Consider the following 20,120-nt stretch of genomic DNA (forward strand, 5'->3'; position numbering starts at 1 on the left):
TGATGGACGGCTTCTCCAGCAGCGACGTATCGATCTGTGGGACGCGCGTGCCACGTGATGGAACGCGCCGGAACGCCTCCTGGGTGGGTGCCGAAGGGGCACCGTCTCGCACGATGAAAGGGTCCCCCATGTCAAAAGGTCGCGTGATGCGCGTGCTCATGGGCGCGGCGGCGCTGGCCACCCTGCCTGCCGTTCTGTCCATGCAGCCGGCGATGGCGGCGCCCTGCTACGGCGACTGTCAGCCTGGTGTGGTGCGTTCCGCGGGAGTCCTCAAGTACGACGCCCCCGTGGGAGTGAACGACCAGATCACCATCAGCGCGGGCGGCGGGTTCCTCACGGTCGCCGACCCCGCCGCCACGCTCACCGTGGGCGCCGGATGCACCCTGGTGACCCCGCACGAGGCGCGCTGCTCGGCGACGAACGTCGGGTTCATGGTCATCCGCGGGCTGGACGGCGACGACGTGATCACGAACTCCACGGGCCTCGCCGCACATCTGATGGGCGGCGACGGCGCCGACCGGCTCGTCGGCGGCTCCGGCGCCGACACGCTCAACGGCGGATTCGGCAGCGACGTGCTGCAGGGCAACGGTGGTTCCGACACCGTCACCTACTCCGAGATATCGAGCAGGCTCGGCGTCCGAGCCGACCTCGACGGCGCGACCGGCGACGACGGCAGCTCCGAGGACGGGCCCGTGGGTGCCCGGGACACCATCGCCGCGGACGTGGAGAACCTGGAAGGGACCAACACCGACGACGTACTCATCGGCAACGCGGGCCCGAACGTCATCAACGCTTCGAACGGCCACGACCAGATCCAGGGCCTGGGCGGCGACGACCAGCTCATTGGCAGGGGCGGCGGCACCATCGACGGCGGCGCCGGCACCGACCACTGCACGTCTAACCTGGTGGGCCTGCCGGTAGCGGCGGACGCCTTCACCGGCTGCGAGACCACCGAGATCGTGAACTAGCGCGAGGCCCGAGTCCGTGGTTGGCGTCTTCACATGAGAGACCCGCCTTCACGGCTGAGCGGCTGCCGCCTCACCGGTCAGCAGCCGCCTGGCCTCCGCCCGGTGACCGGCGAGTTCGAGGAGGGTGTCCCCGACCGCCCGGACGATGGCGGGGCGTGCGCCGGCGCCGCTCCGGAGCGCGCGGGTCGTCGCCTTGAGCAGGCCGGGCAGGGCGAGCGTCTCGCGCGGGTCGCGGATCCGGGAGTAGACGTCGAGGACGCGTCGGACGCCGTCCGGCCGGTCGGTCAGCGCGCGGAGCAGCTCGAACTGTACGTGCGCCAGGCCGTCACCGCGGCCCAGCAGGTTCGTCCAGTGGTAGGTGTTCACGCACTGCGCGTCGCGGGTGCGTTCCCACGCGCGGGTGGCCCGGTCGAGCGCGGCGGGGTCGTCCAGCACGGGCGCGACGCCCTCGCCCAGCAGCCGCCCGAACCGTACGGCATCGGCAGCGGGACCGTACGCGACAACCTGGTCCCGGCGAGCCTGGAGGTGATCGCGTACAAGGGGAAGGAGTTACGCGTCCCGGTGCCGGGCAACGTCGGCGGAGTCCTCACTCCCGACGCGATCAGGGACTACTTACGCAGCGCTCTCACGGCCGTGACGACGGTCCCGCTGGCGCAGGTCGAGTTCTTCGCCTCGAAGCTCGTCACCTTCGTCACCAGCGGTCCGCGCCGGCGGTTCGGCCAGTGGGAGAACATGGGCTTCGCCGACTTCATCAAGGCGAGCATCATGTCGCAGGAGTATCGGGATCTGCTGGTCAGGCTGTTCACCGCGTCGCTGGTCGCGGCCCAGCCGAACAAGGCCAACACCCGTACGATGGGCCTGATGTTCGAGGCGCTGGTCTACAGCGGGCTCGGCCTCGGCCCGTATGGCCCGCCCGACCGGGTGCTCGGCGGTCCATCCAACGATGTCTGGCTCACCCCCTGGATCGGCTACCTCACCAGCCTCGGCGTGCAGTTCAAGGTCGGCTGGAGTGCCACCGGGTTCGACTACTCCGGCGGCCGGATCACCGGCGCGCGGGTGAGTGATCCCAGCGGGGCCGCCGGCACCGTCACCGCCGACCACTACGTGGCCGCCCTCCCCGTCGAGCGCCTGCGCCCCCTGCTGACCTCCGCCATGAAGGCGGCCGACCCCGCCCTGGCCCGGCTGGATCATCTGGAGACGGACTGGATGAACGGGGTCATGATCTACCTCAAGGAGCCCCGCCCGATCGCCAACGGCCACCTCATCTACGCGGGCACGCCGTGGGCGCTCACCTCGATCAGCCAGGCACAGTTCTGGCGCGGCGACTTCGCGACCAGCTACGGGGACGGCACGGTCACCGACTGCCTGTCCCTCGACCTCTCGGACTGGAGCACTCCCGGTGTCCTGTTCGGCAAGACCGCCCGGCAGTGCACCCGGCCGGAGATCGTCCAGGAGGTCCTGGCTCAGGTCCGTTCGGCCCTGCCCGGTGGTGCGGCGCTGCCATCGAGCCCGATGAGCCGAGCCAGGACGGCGACCTGGTCGGCGAAGTGCGCGATGAACTCCGGCGAGGTCGGATCGGTGCCGCAGACGCCTTCGATGACATGCGGCAGCGTGGTGGTCGCCATGGCGGCGGCCATCAGCATGACCAGCAGGCTCGCCGGGTCCACCTCGGCCGGCAGCCGGCCGGCAGCCTGCAGCGCGCGCAACTCGTCGACGCTCTCGGCGAGCATCCGGGTGCGCGGCGCGTGGTCGGGGTCGTCGTCCGGACCTGTGTACTGCAGGCCGTTCCAGGCGAGCAGGCGGGTGCCCTCCGGGTTGTGCAACGCCTCCATCGCGTATCGGCGCAGTTGCTCGGGCAGCGGCGTGCCCGGTGGGGCCAGCTCGCGGCGCCGCTGCTGCCACTGCTGCGACGCGGCCTCGTACAGGCCCTCTTTGCCGTCGAAATAGTACGAGATCAGCTGCACGTTGACGCCCGCTCTGGCGGCGATCGCGCTGATCCGGGCGCCCGCGTAGCCGTGCGCGCCGAACTCCGCCAATGCCGCGTCCAGGATCCGCTTGCGGGTGCGTTCGGGATCGCGCTGCCGCTCCTGCGGCTTGGGCGACCTACGGGGACTCGACGACGGAGACACACGCAGGACTATACATACGCCTGGCAATATCAAGCACTCCTATGACTTAATCAAATGAACGCTTGACAGAGTCCTTCGGACGTTTGACGATGGCGAGGACAGCCCTTGGACAGCGAAGGACAATGACATGCCAGATTCACCACGGATCCTCATCGCGGGCGCCGGCGTCGGCGGGCTGGCGCTCGCGCAGGCGTTGCGTCACGGCGGCCTGGACGTCGCCGTGTACGAGCGGGACTCCACACCGAAGATCCGCAGCCAGGGCTACCGCATCCACATCGACCCAGACGGCAACTCCGCGCTGCGGACCTGCCTGCCGGCGCGGACACTCGACCTGGTCCGCCGCACCAGCGGGGTCAACGACGACGTGGTGGCCGGCTACACCCACCAGTTGCGGCAGGTGACGACGCGGACCTTCCCGGGGATCACCGACGACCTGATCACCAACGTGGACCGCGAGACCTTCCGGGAGGGCCTGCTCACCGGCCTGGCCGACACCGTCCGCTTCGGGCGGACGCTGACCGGCTACCGAATCACCGATTCCGGCCGGGTACGGGTGGAGTTCGCCGAGGGCGGCGACGACGAGGGCGATCTGCTGGTCGGCGCGGAGGGCGTCGGTTCGCCGGTACGCCGCCAATTGCTCCCGAACGCCACCGTGAAAGACCTCGGCCTCCGATGCGTCTACGGGCGGATGACGATCAACGAGACCACCGAGGCCCTCATCCCGGAAGCCATCAGCCGCGGTTTCTCCTGGGTCTACGACGAGAGCGGGTGCGGCGCCGGGTTCGCGCCGGTGCGGTTCCGCTCCCGGCCGGAGGGCGCGTCGGACTACCTGATGACCACCCTGCTCGCCACTTCCGAGCGGCTCGGCTCGCCGGACGAGGAGCTGTTCGAGCTCTCGCCGGAGGCCCTGTGGAAGCTCGCTCTCGAGGTGACCGCCGGCTGGCATCCGGCACTCCGGGAGCTGTTCGCGTACGCAGACTCGGACAGGTTCTTCTCGATCACGATCCGGGCCGGTGAGCGGGTCGACCCGTGGACGTCCGGCCCGGTCACGCTCCTCGGCGACGCCATCCACACCATGCCGCCGACCGGCGGCGTCGGCGCGAACACCGCGCTGCAAGACGCCGCGACACTGGCCGGCGAACTGCTCGCCGCCGCACGCGGCGACAAGTCACTCATCGACGCGGTCGCCGCGTACGAACGCGTCATGATCCCGCGGGGCTTCGACACCGTCGACGCCTCGCTCCGGATGGCCGCCCAGATGTTCGGCACGTCCGGCTGACGCGCGCCGAAACTGTCCTTGCCCTCCGCCATGATGGCCCCGCTCGTGTCCACGTACGTGATCTCGAAGGGGGCTGTCATGACCGCCAAGGAAAGCGCAGATTGGTCAGATTTCGGGTGGAATTCCTGGGAGGACCTCGCTCTGGTCCGCGCCAAACTTGACGCGGGCGCCGACCCGAACGAAGGGGTCTACATCTTCGAGCGGCCGCTGCACGCCGCGGCGGAGCGCGGTTCGCCGGAGGTGGTCGCCGAACTGGCCGGCCGGGTCGATGACGTCGACGCGGAGTGCGAGGGCCGCACCGCGCTCTGGGGTGCGGTCTTCAGCGACCGGCCCGAGAACGCCCTCGCCCTGGTCGCTGCCGGAGCGGACCCGTGGCGGCCCATGATGGCCGGCTGGTCGCCCGGCCGGCTCAGCCTGGCGGGCCCCACGCCCGGCCTGTTCTTCCCGTTCCCGCCGGGTCATGCCAGGCTGACCGAGGCCGAGACCGCCGCCGTGACGGAGGCCGACCGCCTGATCGGCGCGCTGGACGGCATCGTGAACGACGGATTCAGCCTGGCGTGTGTACGCGGCATCAGCGCCGCCGAGGCGGCACAGCGCTTAGCCGCCACACCCGTCGGCGAGGAAGAGCTGGAAGAGGCCATGGAAGACCCGTTCGAGGAGGAGGCCATGCAGTTCATCGGCTTCACCGACGTACCCGGCGGCTGCCTCGTCAGCCAGCAATGGGGCTACATGGCCTCGACTCCCGTCGTCATGCAGGTGCTGTCGGCGGGCACGGTCGCCTACGGCATGTACGCCAACCCCAAGAGCGGCAACCAGGGCTGCGTCTACCGCGACGGCGAGGTCATGGAGTGGGACACCCACCCGGGCGGTGGCAGCGTGTCCGGCGATGACTCGGCCCAGGAGATCCTGCTCAAATACCTGTACGTGGGCCACGCCGAGGCCTACTGCTTCGCCGGCGCGGACCTGCGCCCGACCAGTGCCCGCGCGATCAGCGGTCCGGACATGCACCTGCGGCTGCCCGAACGGGACTACTGGCACTGACCAAGGCGGTCAGGCGGTGTCGCCGCCGTCGGCGAGCAGCGTGCTGCCCGTCATGAAGGTCGACAGGTCCGACGCGCAGAACAGGACGACGCGCGCGATGTCATCAGGCACGCCGACCCGCCCGATCGGACCGTTCAACATGAGGTCGGTCGGCGGGATCTCGGTCGGCGGGATCGGGAGGTCGGTCGGCGGGACGGCGTCGGTCATCACAGCGGCGGCGGCCATCATGTTGCCTTCGGTGGGGACGAAGCTCGGTGCGACCCCGAGCACGCGGATGCCGAGCGGAGCGAGTTCGAGGGCCAGCTCGCGCGTGACACCGCGCACGGCGTGCTTCGATCCGACGTAGGCGGCCAGGCCGGGCGCGCTGCCGCGGAAACCGGCGGTCGAGACGATGTTCACGATGACACCGCCCGTGCCCGCGGCCGCCATCCGCCGCGCCGCCTCACGCGCGCCGACGAAGACGCCGCGCGCGTTCACCGCGAACACCGTGTCCCACGTCTCCTCGGTCATCTCCAGCAGGGGGACGGCCGGGAAGATTCCGGCGTTGTTCACCCAGATGTCCAGGCCGCCGAGATCGGCGACCGCGCGGTCGGCCGTAGCGGCGACGGACGCCGCGTCGGTGACGTCCATGGCGGCGCCGATCACGCGTACACCGTGGCGTTGCGCCAGCTGCTCGGCAGCGGTCAAGGCGAGCTCTTCGTCAATGTCGCCGATCAGCAGGTCGGCGCCCGCCTCGGCCAGGCGTGACGCGATCGCCTTGCCCAGTCCGCGACCGCCTCCGGTCACGACCGCGCGGCGGCCCGTCAGGGAAACGAGCTCGGCCAGGGACCTGCTCGACACATCAGCGGTGGACATGGTGCTCTCCTTCGGGGGAAAACGTGCGCGTGTAAGACCTGAGCGGTCCAGAGGCTGACGGGTCCGTCGGCCTCATCTGTAAGACCGGAGCGGTCCAGAGGCCGACGGGTCCGTCGGCCTCATCTCCGTCCGCCCTCGTTGATGCGGTAATGCGCGTTCAGGAGCGGCCAGATCGCCTCGGCCATCTCGGCAGGGGTGCGGGTACATCCGCCTTCGAGCCAGTCGACGGCCACACCGAGGAGCGCCCCGGCGGTGAACGCGGCCGTCACGTCATGCGGAACCAGCTCCGGCCACTGCCCGGCGTCGGCCGCGACCAGGTGATCACGGATGACCGTGGCCATGCGGTGGCGAATGTGGCCGACGACGCGCGCACTGCCCTCCAGCCCCAGCAACGCGCGATACAACCCCGCGTGTTCGGCGAGGCTGGCGAAGAACGCCGCCAGCGACCGGATCGCCTCTTGCACCAGGTCCGGCGAATCGAGCTCGGGAGCGGGCAAGGACTCGATCAAGCCGTCGATCATCGCGGTGCAGGCGTCCTCGGCCAGCTCGTGGACGTCGCGGTAATGGTCGTAGAAGGCCGAGCGGCTCACGCCGGCGCCTTCGGCGACGTCGGAGACGCTGATCCGGGACAGGTCCTGCTCCTCGACCAGCTGAATCAGCGCACGTGCCAGCGCTGTCCGGGTACGGCGCACGCGCCGGTCACCTGATGAGGCCTTGCTCTCTCTGGCGGTGTCCACAGTCGCCATCCTATCGAACGCCTACAGGTGCAAGTTTCCTTGCAGCTGTAGGCTAATGTGTGACCGGGACGACGAAGGGATCTCGACTTATGTGCATAAGTGCAGCTCAGGCCCTCGCCCCGGGCAGCGCCTCGTGACCTCGCCCGGACACGTACTGATCGTCGGCGCGTCGGCCGCCGGGCTCAGCACCGCGGAGGCACTGCGACGGCTCGGCCACGAGGGCCGGCTGACCCTGGTGGACGCCGAGCCCCACCTCCCCTACGATCGGCCGCCGCTGTCGAAGCAGGTCCTGGCCGGTGTCTGGGAGCCGGCCCGCGCTCAGCTCCGTACCGCGGTCCAGCTCGACGCCCTGGCCGCCGAGTTCGTCCGGGGCGAGCCCGCCGTTGCGCTGGATGCGGCGGAGCGGACGGTCACCACTGCCGCCGGCCGCGTGCTGCGGGCCGATGCCGTGGTCGTGGCCACTGGTCTGACGCCGTACCGGCTGCCTGGCCAGGACGGGCTGACGGGCGTACACGTGCTGCGCGGCCTCGACGACGCGCTCGCCCTGCGCGCTCGCTTGACCCCCGGCACCCGGCTCGTGGTCGTCGGTGAGGGCGTACTGGGCGCCGAGCTCGCCGCCACCGCCCGCGCCATGGGCCTGGAGGTCACCCTGGTCGGCATGGGGCAGACGCTGCTGCGCGAGCAGCTCGGCGACATGGTCGGCGGCCTGCTCAACCGCGCCCACACCGAGCGCGGGGTCCGGCTGCGGCTCGGCGTCGCGGTCTCCGAACTGACCGGCACCCGCGACCAGCCCGGCGTCGCGGTCGACGAGCTGACCGGCGCCGGCGGCCGGGTCACCGGCGTGCGGCTGGCCACCGGCGAATTGCTGCCCGCCGACGCGGTCGTGGTCGCCATCGGGTCCCGCCCGTCGACCGGCTGGCTGACCGGCAGTGGCCTCACCCTGGGCGACGGGGTGGAATGCGACGCGCGCTGCCGCGCCGCCGAGGGCGTGTACGCCGTCGGCGACGTGGCCTCCTTCGAGCACGCCGGGCTCGGCAGGCGCCTCCGGCTGGAGAACCGCACCAACGCCACCGAGCAGGCCCAGGTGGTGGCGGCCAACCTCCTCGGCGCCGACCGCCCGTACACGCCGATCCCGTACTTCTGGACCGACCAGTACGACATCAAGATCCAGGCCCACGGCCTGCCCTCACCGGCGGCCGAGGTCACCATCGCCGAGGGCGACCCGGAGCAGCACCGTTTCGCCGCCGTCTACCGCGAGGGCGGCCAGGTCACCGGCGTACTCGGCTGGAACATGCCCAAGCAGGCCCGCCTCCTACGGCAGCGACTCCTGGGCACCTGGCAGCCCACCCCACCACTCACGCCCGCGTGAGAACCCGCACGACCAGAAGACCACCACTATCCCTCCACGAGGAGATGTCCGTTGAGCGTCAACGAGCAGGTTCTGAGCTATCCGATCCCCAACGACGCGGCGCTGGAGCCGCCCGCGGAGTGGGCCGAGCTACGCGGCAAGTGCCCGGTGGCGCACGTGAAGCTGCCCAGCGGCGACCAGGCGACGCTGCTGACCCGCTATGAGGACGTCAAGGAAGTGCTGGCCGACCCGCGCTTCACCCGACTGCTGAACGCCCCCGACGCGGCCCGGATGTCGGCCACGGACGACGGCGGGCTGTTCAACAGCGACATGGCGGCGATCATCCCCGACAGCGGGGAGGAGCACCTGCACTGGCGGCGCCTGGTCGGCAAGTGGTTCACCGCCAAGCGCATGAACGCCCTGCGGCCCCAGATGGCGCAAATCGCCGAGGGCTTGATCGACGACATGGTCGAGCGCGGCGCCCCCGGCGACCTCAGGGCGGCCCTGGGCTTCCCGCTGCCGGTGTACGTCATCTGCGACATGCTCGGCGTGCCCGCCGAGGACCGGGACCGGTTCTCGTACTGGTCCGACACGCTGCTCAACCTCACCCGCTACAGCAAGGAGGAGATCGAGGCCGCCCAGGCCGAGTTCTTCCAGTACATGTCCGACCATCTCGCCGCCAAGCGCACCGAGCCGGGCGACGACCTGCTGAGCGAGCTGATCGCGGCCGGCGGCCCCGAAGACGGCGGCCTGGCCGAGATCCAGATCCTCGTCACCGGCATGGCGCTGCTGGTCGCCGGCCACGAGACCACCGCCAACATGATCGGCAAGATGGTCTCCATGCTCCTGGCCGACCGCACCCGGTGGGAGCGCCTGCTGGCCGAGCCCTCGCTGATCCGCTCCACGGTGGAGGAGACGCTGCGCCTCGACGCCAACTCCGGCTTCGGACTGCCGCGCTACCTCAAGGAGGAGACCGAGGTCAGCGGCACCGTACTGCCCAAGGGCACCACCGTGATCTGCAGCATGGCCGCCGCCAACCGGGACGAGAGCGCCTTCGAGGCCGCCGACCAGATGGACCTGACCCGCAGCCCCAACCCCCACCTGGCCTTCGGCTCCGGCGCGCACTCCTGCCTCGGTCAGGCGCTGGCCCGCACCGAGCTGCAGGTCGTCCTGGAGGTACTGCTGCGCAAGCTGCCCACGCTGGAGCTGGCGGTGCCGGTGGAGGAGCTGGAGCGCGTGGAAGGGCTGGCGGTGGGCGGTCTGCGTACGGTGCCGGTCCGTTGGTGATCTTGATCGACAAGGAGGAGTACCCAAGATGAAAGTCATCGTGGACGAGGTCAAGTGCTGCGGCGCCGGGCAGTGCGTACTGATCGCGCCGGAGGTGTTCGACCAGCGCGACGAGGACGGCATCGTCATCCTGCTCGAACCCGAACCTGCGGCCGACCAGCACAGCGCGGTCCGAGAGGCCGCCGCCGTCTGCCCCGGCGCCGCCATCGAGGTAACCGAGCAGGCGTAAGCACGAAACGCCCCATACTCCCCGTCACTGTGCATTACGCGATGGAATGCCGGGGTAACCCCCACATGAACGTCCCCGGAATGAGATCCGGGGGCGTTCAACGAAATGGCGCAATTCGCGAAGTCCTGTCGTCCATTCGACGCCTCGGCGAGTCGCGGCCATGAACTCCAGCGGCAGACGCTTCATTCCTGCCGACTCCAATGGCTGACCATCAGCAAAATACGGCGCAAGCCTTTTGCTTGTTGGATCGCGCCATTACGATCTTGTAGGCGCATCGCACGGGGTCTATACGGGGATGGAATCGCTCTGCGGTGGCACGGCCAAACCCGGTCCGTCGCGGAGGGATTCGACATGTCCAACCCATACGAGCAGCAGCAGCATGCGCCGAACATGGCGCACCATCAGGCGTACGGCACGCCGCCTCCAGGCTACGGAATGATGCCTCCAGGGCCCGCCTACCACCATCAGCAGATGCGCAATGGGCTAGGCGTCGCCGCGCTGGTCATCGGCATCATCGGGGCACTGGTCGGCTTGATCCCGGTGCTGTTCTTCATCGCCGGCACTCTCGGCCTGCTGGCGGTGATCTTCGGCTTCGTCGGCCGTGCCCGCGCGGGCCGTGGCGCCGCCTCCAACGGCGGGACGGCACTCTCGGGAGCCATACTCGGCCTGATCTCCATGGCACTCGCCACCTGGGGGCTGGTCATCACGGTGAATGCCGTGGGCGATGCGGCGACGAAGATCGACCAGATCGTCGCCTCCGCCACCGCGTCCGCAGAGCCGGGCGATCCCAGCCCGTCGAAGAGCCAGGCGCCCAAACCCCTCGCGCTTGGCGCCGTCGCCAAAGAGCCGCCATTCTCGTTGAAGGTCCTGTCCGTCAGCCGCGAGCAGACCGTGAGCAGCTCGATCGACAGCCATAAGGCCCAGGGTTCCTACGTGGTCGTGCGGGTCCTGGTGAAAAACACCGGCAACAGCCCTGCCGCGTTCGATGGCACCGACTCGGGCATCCTGGATAGCGACGGCAAGCAGTACAACGTCGACTCCGACGCCACTATCAGCCAGAACCTGGAGGGCGGCCAGGGCCTTTACGACGAGATCAATCCCGCCCAGAAGGTCACGAGGGTGCTGGTGTTCGATCTGCCGAAGAAAGCCAAGCCCGTCGTAATCGCCATGTTCGGCGCCGAAGGCTCGGATGGGACGTTCATGTATCTGGTCAAGGACAGTGAGCTGGCGTCCCCGGCCTGACGATCGGCACCGAATCGACCGTCGTCACACCAGCACCGAGCTCGGCCATCTTGATTATCACGTAGTCAATCGAGCCCGTCGGCTTTGAAGGATTCTCATTCTTTTCACTTCACGTTGCCTGCTCGCCGTGGAGATCGCGTCAGCGGATGGGGCAGCCCCCGGAGCGGTTGTCTCGGGGGCCGCGATGACAGATGACGTCCGGGGCTATGGCGCCGGGATTTCGCGCACGAGCTGGGAACTCCAGGGGCACCAGACAAGGCCCGGCAGGAACGGCCCGCCGGCCTCGTCCAGGTGATCCTCGACGTACGGGATGGTCGCGTCGCAGACCTCGATGGCGAAGTCGAAGAAGTCGACCGTTTCGGGCCTCAGATGGTAACTCCAGCGCCAGTTGTAGGGAGCGGGTCTCTTGTCGATGCGTCCGATGACGTGTGGTTCGCTCGCGGTGGCGCCGCTGAGCAGGTCGCGGGCGTGCTGGATCTTGCCGGGGTCGGTGAGTTTGACGACGAACTCCGCGCGGGTGACGTCGGTCATCACGAAGTAGGCCGAGTCGGCCGCCTGGGCGGGTGCAGGGGCGACGACACCGATTGTCGCGATGGTGGTGCCAACCGTGAGGATCTTGGTCAGGATGCGGCGCATGGAGACCCTTTCACTACGCGTGATTACTTTGAGTTGCTGTCGCATACGCTAAGTAATCACGCGAGGATGAGAACAACCCCTAACGTCACGGTGATAACGCAGTCACCGCCTGCACCCAGGCTTCCCTGAGGCGCTCCCTTTCAGCGTCGGCGGTGCAGCGGGGTGACGTTCGGGTCGGCAAACTCCAGCCGCGCGCAACTCCTGCTTCTCTGCGTGGACGGCCCGGACCAGCGCGGGGACGTCCTCCCTTTCGAACGCCCACTTCTGGGTCTGCTTGCCGCCCACGCGCCGGTGCTCCCCCCGAGCATGCTCCTGGCGGGCCGCATCGGGCAGGGGCTCGCGTGATGACCGCCCGCTGGTCCCGGTCGGCGCCGCGCTCCGGCCCTTGGAGCGCGGCCCGTCCGGCCGCGTGCTTCACAATGGGAGTGATGTCAGCTCACCTCTTCGCGCGAAGCACCGCCTCTCTCCTTGGCCTGGCTCTCGGCGACGCCTTCGGCGCCCAATTCTTCGTACCGGACAACAAGCGCACCCTCTCCTCCCGCCTCCTTCCGCCCGGCCCTTGGCAGTGGACGGATGACACCGAGATGGCCTGCTCCATCTATCGCGTTCTGGCCGACCACGGCACCATCGACCAGGACGAGCTCGCCGCGAGTTTCGCCGCCCGTCATGACTTCGACCGCGGCTACGGCCCCGCGACGAACCGGATGCTCCGGCTGGTGCGTGAGGGCGGCGACTGGCGGACGCTCTCGGCGGAGCTGTTCGACGGCATGGGCTCGTGGGGCAACGGTGCCGCGATGCGCGTGGCACCGCTCGGCGCCTGGCTCGCCGACGACCTGACCCACGTCGTACGGCAGGCCGCCCTGTCGGCCCAGGTGACGCACACCCATCCCGAAGCGGTGGCCGGCGCCATAGCCGTCGCCGTGGCCACCGCCGTCACCGTAAAAGAGCCCGACTTGTCCGCCGGGCATTTCCTCGATCGGGTCAGCGAACACGTGCCCGCGAGCATGGTCCGCGACGGCATCGCCGAGGCCCGGCAGCTCCTCACCATCAGCGACCCCACGCTGGCCGCCCGGATGCTCGGCAACGGCCGGCAGGTCAGCGCGCACGACACGGTCCCGTTCACCCTCTGGGTGGCGGCTCGCGAACGCCACGACTTCGCAACGGCCATGTGGACCACGGCGGCGGCCGGCGGGGACGTCGACACCACGTGCGCCATCGTCGGCGGGATCATCGCGGCCGCCGAGAGCACTCAACTGCCGCCACAGTGGAGAAGAAGCTGCGAACCACTGCCGGACTGGTCAGGCGCCGCACATTAGTCTGATTCCCGGACGACTCGGACGGAGGCGCAAACGCAGATGAGCCAGACCGATCCGCACATTCACGTCGAGCAGAAGGTGATGCAGGCCGGTGCCGCCTACCGCAATGCGATCGTGTCGATGCTGGGCCGCGTGCCCGACGCACCGAGCGTCGTCACCACCGGTTGCGGACTCCAGGTGCCCTATGCGATGACCTCGCCGCGTCCGGAGAGCGTCACCTGCCTCACCTGCCGCGAGCACGCTCACCAGGAGCACCTGCGCTACGCCGAGCAGGTGGAGCGCCTGAGCCGGATGCCCGGCGCGCCCTTCACCGGCGACCAGGCGGCCGAGGCCGCGCAATGGGCGCGGGACGTCGCGAAGAGGTTCGCCGGCTGAAGCGGCGAGGGCGGTTGAACAAGCGGCACGTGAGGGCGGCTGAACAAGCGGCCGGGCTCATACGGCGACGGGGAGATCCGTCCGCCGGTGCAGGGATTCGGCGGCACTGATCAGCATGCTCGTCGCGTGGCTGAGCAGCGGGTTCGGGTCGGTGGCGCGGCACACGGTGAAGACCCGGCGAATGTGGGAGGCGTCGCCGAGCCGGAACACGCACACGTCGTGCGACTCGATCATCGCCAGCTCCGGCACGATCGCCACCCCCAGCCCTTTGCGTACGAGCTCGAACGGCAGGTTGTAGTCGTTGGTCCGGAACAGCACGTCGGGGTCGAAGCCGCTGGCCGCGCAGATGTGCGACAGGTTGAGCGAGGCGTCCATCCCCTCGGTGTAGGAGATCCAGCGTTCGGCCGACAGCTCGCCGAACTGGATGCGCTTGCGGGCGGCCAGCCGATGGCCGGTCGGCACGAGCACGTACAGCGGCTCCTCCATGATCAACGTCATGTTGAGGTCCTTCGGCCAGGTGTGCGGCACCATGCCGTATTCGAAGACCACGGCCAGGTCGAGCCGCCCCTCGTTCACGGCGGGAATGGTCCGGTGCGGATCGCCTTCCTCGTAGCGGATGTCCACGTTGGGGTGGTCGCGGAGGAACTCGGCCAGTACGGCGGGCGCCAGCCGGAATCCGGCCGACCAGAAGCTGCCGAGCCGCAGTCTGCCCCGGTGGGCAGCGGCGAAAGACCGCATCTCCTCCTCCGCCGCCTCGAGATCGGCCAGCAGCCTGGCCGCCTTGCGGGCCAGCTCGGCCCCCGCCGCCGTGGGCCGGATGCTGCGCGGCAGACGCTCGAACAGCTGGACCCCCAGGCTCCGTTCCAGCGAGGAGACCTGCTGCGAGATGGCCGACGGGGTGAATCCGAGGCGTTTGGCGGCAGTCCTGAGCGAACCGGTGGCGACCACTTCACGGATGGCCTGCAACTGGCCCGGGGTAAGCATCGGGCCAACTTAACAGTCCGGCGACTAGCATCACCAGACCACTAGCCGACAAGAGGCGATGCGACCGGCCGCCTGGGTCGGCTGGCTGGTCGAGCCGGGTAAAAGGATAAGCAAGGCTGAACAGCCTGTGCACCAATGCGAATGCTCGCTCACCTTGTCGTTTCCAAACGGACCCCCAATATTGGTGTTTACGGAACGTCGTACTACGCCTGAGAGGGGGTGTCCTGCTCCATGCGGTTCACCCGAACAGCCGCCGCATTCGGCCTGGTGGGACTCCTGTCCCTGACAGCTTGTTCTGGAAGCGGCACGTCCCAGGCGGCCGCGCCAGCGCAGCAGAAGAATCAGGAGCTCCACGAGCTTCTGCCCGACAAGATCAAGAAGAGTGGCACGCTCAACGTCGCGGCGGGCCACAACTACCCGCCCCTGGTCTATCTCGACACCGACAACAAGACGGTCATCGGCCTCGAACCCGAGCTGATGAAGGCCATCGGCCAGGTGCTCGGCGTCGAGGTCACCTTCAACCAGGCCAGCTTCGACAGCCTCATCGCCGGCGTGCAGGCCCGCCGCTACGACCTGGCCGTCCAGGCGATGCTCGACAAGCCGGAACGCCGCGAGAAGGTCACCTTCGTCGACTACTTCAAGACCAGCAGCTCGCTCCTGGTCCAGGAGAAGGACGCTCAGGCGATCAAGTCCCTCGAAGACCTCTGCGGGAAGACGGCGGCCGTCGAGCAGGGCACCGCCCAGGCCGACGACGCCGAGCAGCAGAACACGAAGTGCACGGGCGCGGGCAAGCCGGCGGTCAAGGTTCTGGTGTTCCCCGACACGGCCGGCTGTCTGCAGGCCGTCTCCACCGGCCGGGCCAACGCCTTCATCGGCGGCACACCCACCATCACCTACCAGGCCGCCCAGTCCAGTGGCCGGATGAAGCAGGTGGGTCAGCCGTACCGCTTCCTCCCGTACGGGATCCTCGTCAACAAAGAGGACCAGAACCTGTCCAAGGCCGTACAGCAGGCGCTGCAGAAGCTGATGGACAACGGCTCCTACGCCAAGATCCTCGCCAAGTGGGAGATGGCGTCGGGCGCCCTCGACAAAGCGGTGATCAACGGCGGCGAGTCGTGACCACGACCCGGCAGACGGCGGGCCCGGATTCGCAAGTGCGGATCCAGGCCGTCCCGCTCCGTCATCCGGGGCGTTGGGTGGGCGCGGGCGTCCTCGGCTTCCTGGCGATCTTCCTGCTGCAGGGCTGGGTGGCCAACCCGCGCATGGAATGGAAGGTCGTCGGGGAGTACCTCTTCTCCCCGGCGGTACTGACCGGGCTCGGCACCACACTGCTGCTCACGGTGCTCGCCATGGTCGTCGGCGTCGCGGGCGGCATCGTCCTCGCGGTGCTGCGCATGTCGCCCAACCCCTTGTTGTCGGCGCTGAGCGCGTTCTACATCTGGGTCTTCCGCGGCGTGCCACTGCTGGTGCAGCTGTTGTTCTGGTACTTCCTGTCCGCGGTGGTGCCGACGATCGGGCTCGGCGTGCCCTGGGGACCGACGTTCGTCGAGTTCGACACCAACATGATCATCACCCAGCTCACCGCGGCGGTGCTGGGCCTCGGCCTGCACGAGGCGGCCTACATGGGGGAGATCGTCCGGGCCGGCATCACCTCCGTCGACCCCGGCCAGACGGAGGCGGCCCACGCCCTGGGCCTGACCCGCTTCCAGACCCTGCGCAAGATCATTCTTCCGCAGGCCATGCGGGTCATCATCCCGCCGACGGGCAACCAGGTGGTCTCCATGCTCAAGACCACCTCACTCGTCTTCGCCATCGCCGTACCAGAGCTCCTGACCTCGATCCAGGGCATCTACTCCAGGAACTTCCAGCAGGTGGCCCTGCTCACGGTGGCCTGCTTCTGGTACCTCGTGGCCACGACCGTCCTGAACGCCGGGCAGCACTACATCGAACGCAGGTTCAGCCGATGAAGACCCTCGTCCGCGCTGAAGGCGTGTACAAGCGTTACGGAACGGTCGACGTGCTCAAAGGCATCGACCTGGAGGTCGCGGAAGGAGAGGTGCTGGCCGTGATCGGCCCCTCGGGGTCCGGCAAGTCCACCTTCCTGCGCTGCGTCAACCACCTCGAACGCATCGACGCCGGCCGCCTCTACTTCCGCGAGCGCCTGATCGGCTACGAGGAGCGTGAGGGCAAGGTCTACGAGCTGCCCGACAAGGCGATAGCCGCCCAGCGGGTGGACATCGGGATGGTCTTCCAGCGCTTCAACCTCTTCCCGCACATGACCGCGCTCGAGAACATCATGACGGCGCCGATCATGGTCAAGAAGGAGCCGAAGGCCGAGGTACGCGAGCGCGCCCACGCCCTGCTGACCAGAGTGGGACTGGCCGACAAGGCGCACAGCCGCCCCGACCAGCTGTCCGGCGGCCAGCAGCAGCGCGTCGCCATCGCCCGCGCCCTGGCGATGCGGCCCCGTCTCATGCTGTTCGACGAGCCGACCTCGGCCCTCGACCCCGAGCTCGTGGGCGAGGTCCTGGACGTCATGCGCGACCTGGTGAAAGAGGACGGCATGACGATGATCATCGTCACCCACGAGATGGGCTTCGCCCGCGAGGTGTGCGACACCATCGTCTTCATGGACGACGGGGTCGTCGTCGAATCCGGGCCGCCCAGCGCCGTGCTCGGCGAGCCCCGGCACGAGCGCACCCGGGCATTCCTCAGCAAGGTCCTCTGACCCGAAGACCTCGAAGACTCTCGAAGACCTCGAAGAGACCCTGAAGCCCCCGAAGACTCCGAAGGAAAGATATCCACGTGTCCCGCGTCATCGTTCTCGGTGCCGGAGTGCTCGGTGCCTCCGTCGCCTACCATCTGGCCGTCGCAGGGGCCCAGGTCGTCGTCATCGAGGCCGGCGGCCCAGCCGCGGGCACCTCCAGCGCGACCTTCTCCATGGACGTCACCCATCTGAAGACCCCGCGCACCTACTACGACCTGAACCGGGCCAGCTCCGCCCTGCACACCACGCTGGCCGAGGAGCTCGGGGGCCCGTCGTGGCGGCACCCCATGCCCGCCATTCAGTGGGGTGACAGCGAGGAGAGCCGGCGGAGCCTCAGGGAGCGGGCCGTCCGCCTCAAGTCCTGGGGGCATGCCTGCCGCATCGCCGACCCGTCCGAGCTGCGCGAACTCGCCCCCGACGTCGACCCCGCGGCGTGCACGGCGAGCGAGCTCGTCGTGCACGACCAGAGCGCGTGGTACGACGCCCCGCTCTTCGTTGAGCGCCTGCTCGATCGTGCCGCCACGCTCGGCGCCGACATCAGGTACGGCCTGCGGGCAGAGGCGCTGATCCGCAGCGGCGACGCCGTCACCGGCGTCGAGACCGGTACGCGACGCTGGGCGGCCGACTGGGTGGTCAACTGCACCGGCCCGGACGCCGACCGCGTCGCGGCGCTCGCCGGCACCGACCTCCCCATGACCCGGATCCCCGGCCTGGTCGGAGAGAGCACCCCCATCCCCGGCCTTCGGCTCGGCGCGATCCTGGCCACGCCCCAGGTGGACCTGCGCCCCGCACCCGGTGACCGGATCTGCTCCATCTCCTGGCCCGTGGACGCGCTCCTGCCCGGCCAGGGCGACGACGCCCTGGCCGAACGGCTGCACGCCAGTGGCCAGCGGATCCTGCCCGCGCTGCGCACCGCCCGGCTGGCCGGTGTCCGCCTCGGCGTCCGGCCGGTGCCGACGGACGGCCTGCCGCTGGCGGGCACGCACCCCGACGCCCCCGGCCTCTATCACCTAGTCACCCACAGCGGCGTCAACCTCGCCCCCGAGCTCGGCCGTCTCGTGGCCGCGGAGATCACCAACGGCGGCGGCCCCGACCTGGCCCCGTACCGCGTCACCCGCGACATCACGGCATCCGTGAAGGACGAAAGCCTCACCCTCATGACCACGTCCTGACGAGTCATCCGATGGATTGCCGCGTTCCAACGGCCATACCACCTTGACCGCGATCATTGCTGATGTAATCCTCCGATGTGTGCCTGAGCCTTTCACGCTGAGCCGCCGAGCATTGATCGGCGGCGTCGCCGCCGTACCGGCGCTCCCCCTGTCCCCCGCCAAGGCGGAGACCCGAGCCCCCCAGGGCGACACGTCGGCGGCGCTGCTGGAGGAGTGGGCGGCGGCGGAAGGCGGGCACCCGCTGGTGCCCGACATCGCGCGGGCCGGCTACCGGCTCGGGGCCCGGCCACCGCGACCTCGGGTGGTGGCGAAGGTTACCGATTTCGGCGCCCGCGCGGACGGGACGACCGACTGTGCCGCCGCCTTCAACGCGGCCGTCCGGGCCGCCGGTGAACGGGGCGGCGGCGCGGTGCTGGTGCCGGGCGGGACCTACCTTCTGTCGTCGCCGGTGTTCATGCACTGGTCGAACGTGGTCCTGCGCGGCGCCGGGCGCGACTCCACCATCCTGCGCTTCACCCGCACTCTGGACGACGGCTACCGGCCGGCCAGGCAGTCCAACGGCAACAGCCGCTGGTCGTGGAGCGGCGGCCAGGTCTGGTTCATCGCGGCCGAGCGGCGCGCCCGCTCCGAGTCCGAGGACTACGCGGGCACCGAGGGCTGGCTGCTCGGCGACACGCTCGCCGAGGTCGGCGCGGCCTCGCGCGGCCAGCGGACCCTGCTGGTGTCCGACACGAGCAAGCTGCGCGCGGGCGACCTGGTCGTGCTCGAATGCGACAACCCGCCGGACGCGACGTTGCTGAAGCACCTGGCGGGCGACATTCCGGGCACTCGGTCGTACGACTGGCCGAGCCGCGCACCCCAGCTCGTCACCGGATCAGGCGGTCAGTACATCCAGTACGCGCTCCTCCAATGGCCGGTGCGGATCGAGGCCGTTCTGGGCACCCGCCTCGTCAGGCTGGCCCAGCCGATCAGGTACGACCTGCGCCCCGGCTGGCCCGCCCGGCTGCGCGCCCTCGGCCCCACCGTGCACGACAGCGGCGTCGAGGACCTGACGATCCGCAACGACCTGGTCCCGATGACCGCCCACAACAAGCACCCCGGCTCGAACGGCGTGTGCTTCCAGGCCGTCCACGACTGCTGGGCCAGGGACGTACGCGTGGAGAACTGCGACCTCGGCTTCGGCTTCACCACCGCCAAGTCCAACACCCTCACCCGCGTCGCGGTCGGCGGCCGTTCCGCGCACCACAGCTTCGCCTGCCGGATGCAGTCGCACGACAACCTCGTGGACGACTTCGAGATCGAGGCGTTCACCGTGCCCGTCCCCGCAGGGGCCGTCCACCACGGCCTCAACCTGGAGGGACTGTCATCCGGGAACGTCTGGCGGCGGGGCACGATGGCGGAGGGCACGTTCGACTCGCACCGGGCGCTGCCGTTCGAGAACGCGCGGACCAACATCACCCTGGTCAACAACGGCCGGGTCGGCGGTTCGGCGGCCTCGGGCCCGCTGTTCGGGGCGCGGATCGCGCACTGGAACATCCGCGTCACCAGTGGCAGCCCGTACGCGATCACGATCGCGGACGTCGCGCCGCGCAGCCTCACCATCGGGGTGCAGGGCACCACGGGGACGGCCGGCGAGCTGGCTCCCGACTTCACCGGAGACCTGGAGAACCTGCTCGCCGACCACGGCACCCGCCCCCGGGTCACCGACCTGTACACGGCCCAGCGCGACCGCCTCAACCTGGGCTGAGAGCGGCC

21 protein-coding genes are annotated in these 20,120 nt (G+C 69.4%); 14 read left to right on the plus strand and 7 right to left on the minus strand.

What is annotated here, in order from left to right:
* Window positions 1–128 precede the first annotated feature (128 nt).
* Window positions 129–968: a calcium-binding protein gene (locus tag AB0C30_RS39635; RefSeq protein WP_357953715.1), complete on the plus strand. Its 840-nt coding sequence runs from the start codon at window positions 129–131 to the stop codon at window positions 966–968.
* Between the two features lie 48 nt (window positions 969–1,016).
* On the opposite strand, the gene AB0C30_RS39640 is transcribed toward AB0C30_RS39635, so the two are convergent.
* From AB0C30_RS39640 to AB0C30_RS39650, 3 genes are all read right to left on the minus strand, one after another.
* Entirely contained in the window at window positions 1,017–1,403 is a 387-nt protein-coding gene (locus AB0C30_RS39640) for a hypothetical protein (protein ID WP_357953717.1), read from the minus strand.
* Window positions 1,404–1,576: 173 nt separating this feature from the next.
* Window positions 1,577–1,810 (minus strand): hypothetical protein, encoded by a 234-nt coding sequence (locus AB0C30_RS39645; RefSeq protein ID WP_357953719.1) that lies wholly within the window; start codon window positions 1,808–1,810, stop codon window positions 1,577–1,579.
* Between the two features lie 621 nt (window positions 1,811–2,431).
* The gene (locus AB0C30_RS39650; RefSeq protein ID WP_357953720.1) at window positions 2,432–3,097 is read right to left on the minus strand and encodes a TetR family transcriptional regulator; all 666 of its coding nucleotides are present in this window, start codon (window positions 3,095–3,097) and stop codon (window positions 2,432–2,434) included.
* A gap of 127 nt (window positions 3,098–3,224) precedes the next feature.
* Between AB0C30_RS39650 and AB0C30_RS39655 the strand changes: the two genes are divergently transcribed.
* Together AB0C30_RS39655 and AB0C30_RS39660 are read left to right on the plus strand one after the other, a co-directional pair.
* Complete coding sequence (locus AB0C30_RS39655) at window positions 3,225–4,376, plus strand: NAD(P)/FAD-dependent oxidoreductase (protein WP_357953722.1); 1,152 nt, start codon at window positions 3,225–3,227, stop codon at window positions 4,374–4,376.
* Between the two features lie 78 nt (window positions 4,377–4,454).
* On the plus strand, window positions 4,455–5,417 hold the full coding sequence (locus tag AB0C30_RS39660; protein WP_357953723.1) for a DUF6461 domain-containing protein: 963 nt from the start codon (window positions 4,455–4,457) through the stop codon (window positions 5,415–5,417).
* A 9-nt stretch (window positions 5,418–5,426) separates the two neighbouring features.
* Here the strand turns inward: AB0C30_RS39660 and AB0C30_RS39665 are convergent, their stop codons facing one another.
* Window positions 5,427–6,272, minus strand: a complete 846-nt coding sequence (locus AB0C30_RS39665) for an SDR family oxidoreductase (RefSeq protein ID WP_357953725.1) — start codon at window positions 6,270–6,272, stop codon at window positions 5,427–5,429.
* A gap of 119 nt (window positions 6,273–6,391) precedes the next feature.
* A complete protein-coding gene (locus AB0C30_RS39670; RefSeq protein WP_357953727.1) occupies window positions 6,392–7,018 on the minus strand; it encodes a TetR/AcrR family transcriptional regulator in 627 nt (208 codons plus the stop codon).
* A 124-nt stretch (window positions 7,019–7,142) separates the two neighbouring features.
* On the opposite strand from AB0C30_RS39670, the gene AB0C30_RS39675 reads away from it, so the two are divergent.
* From AB0C30_RS39675 to AB0C30_RS39690, 4 genes are all read left to right on the plus strand, one after another.
* Window positions 7,143–8,378 carry an FAD-dependent oxidoreductase gene (locus AB0C30_RS39675; RefSeq protein WP_357953729.1) on the plus strand — a complete coding sequence of 412 codons (1,236 nt, stop codon included), beginning with the start codon at window positions 7,143–7,145 and terminating at the stop codon, window positions 8,376–8,378.
* Window positions 8,379–8,429: 51 nt separating this feature from the next.
* Window positions 8,430–9,644, plus strand: a complete 1,215-nt coding sequence (locus tag AB0C30_RS39680; RefSeq protein ID WP_357953731.1) for a cytochrome P450 — start codon at window positions 8,430–8,432, stop codon at window positions 9,642–9,644.
* Window positions 9,645–9,672: 28 nt separating this feature from the next.
* Window positions 9,673–9,873, plus strand: a complete 201-nt coding sequence (locus AB0C30_RS39685; protein ID WP_357953733.1) for a ferredoxin — start codon at window positions 9,673–9,675, stop codon at window positions 9,871–9,873.
* Between the two features lie 351 nt (window positions 9,874–10,224).
* Window positions 10,225–11,115 carry a DUF4352 domain-containing protein gene (locus AB0C30_RS39690; RefSeq protein WP_357953735.1) on the plus strand — a complete coding sequence of 297 codons (891 nt, stop codon included), beginning with the start codon at window positions 10,225–10,227 and terminating at the stop codon, window positions 11,113–11,115.
* Between the two features lie 204 nt (window positions 11,116–11,319).
* Here the strand turns inward: AB0C30_RS39690 and AB0C30_RS39695 are convergent, their stop codons facing one another.
* Window positions 11,320–11,751, minus strand: a complete 432-nt coding sequence (locus AB0C30_RS39695) for a calmodulin-binding protein (RefSeq protein ID WP_357953737.1) — start codon at window positions 11,749–11,751, stop codon at window positions 11,320–11,322.
* 428 nt (window positions 11,752–12,179) lie between these two features.
* Between AB0C30_RS39695 and AB0C30_RS39700 the strand changes: the two genes are divergently transcribed.
* Both AB0C30_RS39700 and AB0C30_RS39705 read left to right on the plus strand, forming a co-directional pair.
* Window positions 12,180–13,067, plus strand: coding sequence for an ADP-ribosylglycohydrolase family protein (locus AB0C30_RS39700; RefSeq protein WP_357953739.1), 888 nt, complete (start codon window positions 12,180–12,182; stop codon window positions 13,065–13,067).
* A 39-nt stretch (window positions 13,068–13,106) separates the two neighbouring features.
* Window positions 13,107–13,442, plus strand: a complete 336-nt coding sequence (locus AB0C30_RS39705) for a hypothetical protein (protein ID WP_357953741.1) — start codon at window positions 13,107–13,109, stop codon at window positions 13,440–13,442.
* Window positions 13,443–13,499: 57 nt separating this feature from the next.
* On the opposite strand, the gene AB0C30_RS39710 is transcribed toward AB0C30_RS39705, so the two are convergent.
* The gene (locus tag AB0C30_RS39710) at window positions 13,500–14,426 is read right to left on the minus strand and encodes a LysR family transcriptional regulator (RefSeq protein WP_357953743.1); all 927 of its coding nucleotides are present in this window, start codon (window positions 14,424–14,426) and stop codon (window positions 13,500–13,502) included.
* A gap of 231 nt (window positions 14,427–14,657) precedes the next feature.
* Between AB0C30_RS39710 and AB0C30_RS39715 the strand changes: the two genes are divergently transcribed.
* The 5 genes from AB0C30_RS39715 (at window position 14,658) to AB0C30_RS39735 (ending at window position 20,112) form a co-directional block, all read left to right on the plus strand.
* Window positions 14,658–15,545 (plus strand): ABC transporter substrate-binding protein, encoded by an 888-nt coding sequence (locus AB0C30_RS39715; protein ID WP_357953745.1) that lies wholly within the window; start codon window positions 14,658–14,660, stop codon window positions 15,543–15,545.
* Window positions 15,542–16,393 carry an amino acid ABC transporter permease gene (locus AB0C30_RS39720; protein WP_357953747.1) on the plus strand — a complete coding sequence of 284 codons (852 nt, stop codon included), beginning with the start codon at window positions 15,542–15,544 and terminating at the stop codon, window positions 16,391–16,393. The genes AB0C30_RS39715 and AB0C30_RS39720 overlap by 4 nt, the downstream gene beginning before the upstream one ends.
* Entirely contained in the window at window positions 16,390–17,154 is a 765-nt protein-coding gene (locus AB0C30_RS39725) for an amino acid ABC transporter ATP-binding protein (RefSeq protein WP_357953749.1), read from the plus strand. Before AB0C30_RS39720 ends, AB0C30_RS39725 begins: the two co-directional genes overlap by 4 nt.
* Before the next feature lie 77 nt (window positions 17,155–17,231).
* A complete protein-coding gene (locus AB0C30_RS39730) occupies window positions 17,232–18,365 on the plus strand; it encodes an FAD-binding oxidoreductase (protein ID WP_357953751.1) in 1,134 nt (377 codons plus the stop codon).
* Window positions 18,366–18,444: 79 nt separating this feature from the next.
* A complete protein-coding gene (locus AB0C30_RS39735) occupies window positions 18,445–20,112 on the plus strand; it encodes a glycosyl hydrolase family 28-related protein (protein ID WP_357953753.1) in 1,668 nt (555 codons plus the stop codon).
* The last annotated feature ends 8 nt before the right edge of the window (window positions 20,113–20,120 follow it).

Source organism: Nonomuraea sp. NPDC048901, from assembly GCF_040649695.1.
GTDB lineage: Bacteria > Actinomycetota > Actinomycetes > Streptosporangiales > Streptosporangiaceae > Nonomuraea.